At 67.2% G+C, this 3419-nt stretch carries 6 protein-coding genes and 2 pseudogenes; 7 read left to right on the top strand and 1 reads right to left on the bottom strand.

Annotated features, from left to right (window positions below; translation table 11 throughout):
* From H7F49_RS18975 to H7F49_RS18965, 3 genes and pseudogenes are all read left to right on the top strand, one after another.
* A pseudogene (locus H7F49_RS18975) lies at nt 1–110 on the top strand (IS5/IS1182 family transposase); the annotation flags it as partial.
* A gap of 155 nt (nt 111–265) precedes the next feature.
* Nucleotides 266–799, top strand: coding sequence for a DUF736 domain-containing protein (locus H7F49_RS18970; RefSeq protein ID WP_185685116.1), 534 nt, complete (start codon nt 266–268; stop codon nt 797–799).
* 160 nt (nt 800–959) lie between these two features.
* Entirely contained in the window at nt 960–1316 is a 357-nt protein-coding gene (locus tag H7F49_RS18965; RefSeq protein WP_185685115.1) for a hypothetical protein, read from the top strand.
* An 11-nt stretch (nt 1317–1327) separates the two neighbouring features.
* Here the strand turns inward: H7F49_RS18965 and H7F49_RS18960 are convergent, their stop codons facing one another.
* On the bottom strand, nt 1328–1519 hold the full coding sequence (locus H7F49_RS18960) for a DUF6771 family protein (RefSeq protein WP_185685114.1): 192 nt from the start codon (nt 1517–1519) through the stop codon (nt 1328–1330).
* A gap of 97 nt (nt 1520–1616) precedes the next feature.
* Between H7F49_RS18960 and H7F49_RS18955 the strand changes: the two genes are divergently transcribed.
* The 4 genes and pseudogenes from H7F49_RS18955 to H7F49_RS19720 all read left to right on the top strand — a co-directional run.
* Nucleotides 1617–2237 (top strand): SOS response-associated peptidase, encoded by a 621-nt coding sequence (locus H7F49_RS18955; protein ID WP_185685117.1) that lies wholly within the window; start codon nt 1617–1619, stop codon nt 2235–2237.
* Between the two features lie 51 nt (nt 2238–2288).
* A complete protein-coding gene (locus H7F49_RS18950) occupies nt 2289–2753 on the top strand; it encodes a hypothetical protein (protein ID WP_185685113.1) in 465 nt (154 codons plus the stop codon).
* Nucleotides 2740–3081, top strand: coding sequence for a hypothetical protein (locus tag H7F49_RS18945; protein ID WP_185685112.1), 342 nt, complete (start codon nt 2740–2742; stop codon nt 3079–3081). The genes H7F49_RS18950 and H7F49_RS18945 overlap by 14 nt, the downstream gene beginning before the upstream one ends.
* Nucleotides 3078–3419: pseudogene (locus H7F49_RS19720) on the top strand (hypothetical protein); the annotation flags it as partial. The gene H7F49_RS18945 and the pseudogene H7F49_RS19720, both read left to right, overlap by 4 nt.

Below are 3419 nucleotides of genomic sequence, written 5' to 3'. Positions count from 1 at the left end.
GAAATCGTCGCCTGGCCAAGGATGTCGAGGCAACCCTCAAATCCGCAGCAGCATTCCTCTACGCCGCCGCTGCCATGCTCATGATCCGCCGACTGGCACGCTCAGCGTGAGTTTCGAAACCGACTCTTAGCCTGCGGAGAACTTTCCGAGCAGGTCTGCGGGCTCTTCCCGCAGCTTCGGCCTGACGGCCGGGAGGGAAGGGGGGTGGGAAGAGAGTGATCGAACAAGGGGTTCGGTCGCAATCGATCCTACCAGGAGAACGTCCATGAACATCGGTGAAATCCGCAAGAACGCCAACGGCCAGCTGATCGGCTCCGTCGAAACGCTCACCATCACCCGCACCATCGGCCTGCGGCCGGTGACCTCCAGCAACCCCCGCGCCCCTCGCTACGAGATCGTCGCGCTCAACGACCAGCGCCGCTGGGTGATCGTCGGCGCGCTCTTCGAGCTCTCCTCGAACTCGACCGGCGAGAGCTTCTACCAGGGCAAGATCGACGATCCGTCGATGGCGCAGCCGCTCTACATCGCCGCTTTCCCGCGCGAGGATGGCACGATGGCGGTGGCCTGGCAGCGTCCGCGCCGTCGTGACAACCGCCTCGGCACCGCCGAATACGGCGAGAGCGACATGTTCCCGGCTGACGATGCCGGCGGCGATCGCCGCGAGGAACAGGCCGGCGACGGGCGCAACGACGACGGTCTGGGCGACAGCACCGCGACCCCGCCCGCCAAGCGCGGCCGGGCGGGTGCCAAGGACGGCGCCGAACACGATGGCGCGCTGCCGCCGCTCGTCGACGCCTGATCGGCTTGTCCCAACTCCAACCGACGGGGACCCCAAGCGGGTCCCCGTCCCCGTGCAAGGCCGCGGATGAGCCCCCGCGCGGCCTGAGGCGGAACGCCGGCACTGCCCCCCGCCCGGCGTTCCGCCTCTTCATTTGCATGGGGGTGTCCGGAGAACCACAATGCTGACCGACAGCGAACGCTTCGCCTTCACCACCCGGCGCCACCACGCCTTTGCCAGCACCGGCAATGCCTATGACGCGGTCCAGTGCGACGAGGCCATCAGTACCGGAGATACGCTGGTCGTCCTCACCGAGGAGGTCGTGGGCGTCGCCATGACCTGGCCGTTCGCGGTGACAAAGGCGCACGGGCATCTCCATGCCCTGTCCGCGCCGCGCGAAGGTGAGACGCTCGCGGATCTCGCCCGCTCGCTCCACGTCAGCGCGGCCGACTTCGCACACGCCGCCGAGATCGCCCGGCGTTTCGGATTTCCGCTCGATCCGCAGATCGAGGCGTTGCTGGCCCGCCCGGCGGGCTGAGCAGGCGCGTGTCAGAGTGGCAGGGTGGACTGTTCCGGTGACGGCGCACGGTCCGGCGCGCCGACCGCATCGGCGATCACGCGCGCGAGTTCGAGCGCGGCATCCTCGCGCAGGCACGAGTTTGGGGCCGTGATCCCGACCCGCGCCCAGCCCGGGGCATCCAGGATTGCGTGAGCGACAGCAGACGTATCGATTCGTTCCATGCCGCCAAAAGAACATAGAGGGAACACCTTTGCAAGGTGGCTGGTGTATCTGCTTGTCCCGATTGACAGGGCAGGGCGGTCCGCAGAGCATCCGGGCATGTGCAATTTGTACCGCATGACCAAGGCCCCAGCGGAAATCGCCCGGTTGTTCGGCGCGCGCGGTGGCGCGGGCGCGAACTTCGCCGCCGAGGTCTACCCCGGCTATCCCGGCCTCGTCGTTGCCGAGGGCGAAACGCGGGTGATGACCTGGGGTTTCCCGCTGATCCTGAAGGGCAAGAACGGTCAGCCGCTGAAGCCCAAGCCCGTCAACAACGCGCGCGAGGACAAGCTCGGCACTGCATTCTGGCGCCCAAGCTTCGAACGCCGGCGCTGCCTGATCCCCGTCACCGCCTGGGCCGAGGCCGAGGGCCTCAAGGGCCAGATGACCCGGACCTGGTACTCGCTGGCGGGCGAAGAGGTCTTTGCCGTCGCCGGGCTGTGGCGCCCGACCGAGGAATGGGGCGCGGCCTATTCGATGGTGATGGTCGATGGCTGCCCGCAAATGGCGGACGTACACGACCGCATGCCCGTCGTCCTCGCCCGAGAAAGCTGGGAGCAATGGCTCGCGGGCACGCCCGCCGAAGCCTTCGCGCTGTGTCAGACCTGTTCCAGCGAACTTGCCGTCGATCGCACCACAGAGCGCTGGGGTGCTGGAAGGCCCGCGGCGACGTCAGGCTGAGGGGAGGGGGGCTTCGCCGGTCGGATCAGACCCAAGCGAAAGGACCCTGCCATGGGCGACCGAGCCCCCGTCCACATCACCATCGGCGGCGCACTGCCGCGCGAACATCTCGAAGCCTTTGCCGCGCACGCGGCCGACTATGACCTGCGCACCGAGTGGGACGGCGAACCCTTCGATCCCGCGGCGCTGACAGAGGGCGAGCCGCTCGAGCTTTACGGAACCGAGCTCAATGGCGGGCAGGTCCCGGAGATCGACGCCTTCTGCGCCGAGCACGGCCTGCCGTTTCGCCGCTGGTCGGGCGGCTGCCTCGGCGCATATCTCCCCGAAATCATCCTGTTTGACGGGCAAGGCCCGATGCGCGACTACACGGCAAGCGAGGACGAATATGTCCTTTTCCCCCCGTCGTGGATCAACAGCTTCGCGCGGCTGCGCGATCTCAAGCGCGAAATCGCCCGCGCCGAACTGACGATCCCGGCCTTCGTTGTCACCGGAGGTGCGAGCGATGTCCGCGGCTGATACTACCCTCCGGACGCCTTCGCGCGAGGAAGTGCTCGCCTCCTTTCCGCTATCGCGGGTAAGCGAGGCCTTCTTCGACGACATGCTCGGCGTCCTGCCGCCGGCGCACATCGCCGGCCTGCCGGGCTTCTTCGTCAGCGAGGCGGTGAGCGACGACGTCCACGCCCAGTTCGTTGCTGCGGGCGGACGCTTCTACGGCGGCTACGTCGGGCTCAAGGATCGCGCAGGCCTGATTACTTATGCGCGCATCGCCGTGTTCGAGGCAGCGCATCCGGACGCGGTGGAACTCGCCTGGTATCCCGACGCCTGCGAGGAGGCCGCGTCATGAGCCGGCACCGGATCCTCGAACTCGGCGCCGGTCCCGCCGATGAGCCCTGCGCGCAACTCGGGCAATGCACGGACTTCGCCGAGGCCAACACCCTCGAACTGCTCGCCTATAAGGCCGCGATCATTGCCCTCAACGGCGAGCCGCCGCTGCCGCTCGGCTTTGCTCTTGTCGCCAATGCCCATGATTTTGGGGGTGGGTTCAATGGGTCGATGCAACGCATCATTCTCGAGATGAGGAGGAGTGGTGCGATGAAGCAGCGTCGTCGGATATATTACTCGGCCGCCCAGCGGGCAGAGATCTGGGACAGGTGGCAGCGCGGAGAGTCGATGAGTTCGATC

This window comes from Novosphingobium aerophilum (assembly GCF_014230305.1).
In the GTDB taxonomy this organism is placed as follows: Bacteria; Pseudomonadota; Alphaproteobacteria; order Sphingomonadales; family Sphingomonadaceae; genus Novosphingobium; species Novosphingobium aerophilum.
Note: the sequence above shows the minus strand (reverse complement) of the source record. Positions and strands in the feature narration are given on the sequence as shown.

Coding starts and splice junctions, on each gene's coding strand:
- H7F49_RS18970 (WP_185685116.1), top strand. CDS start 266: ATGAACATCGGTGAAATCCGCAAGAACGCCAACGGCCAGCTGATCGGC.
- H7F49_RS18965 (WP_185685115.1), top strand. CDS start 960: ATGCTGACCGACAGCGAACGCTTCGCCTTCACCACCCGGCGCCACCAC.
- H7F49_RS18960 (WP_185685114.1), bottom strand. CDS start 1,519: ATGGAACGAATCGATACGTCTGCTGTCGCTCACGCAATCCTGGATGCC.
- H7F49_RS18955 (WP_185685117.1), top strand. CDS start 1,617: ATGTGCAATTTGTACCGCATGACCAAGGCCCCAGCGGAAATCGCCCGG.
- H7F49_RS18950 (WP_185685113.1), top strand. CDS start 2,289: ATGGGCGACCGAGCCCCCGTCCACATCACCATCGGCGGCGCACTGCCG.
- H7F49_RS18945 (WP_185685112.1), top strand. CDS start 2,740: ATGTCCGCGGCTGATACTACCCTCCGGACGCCTTCGCGCGAGGAAGTG.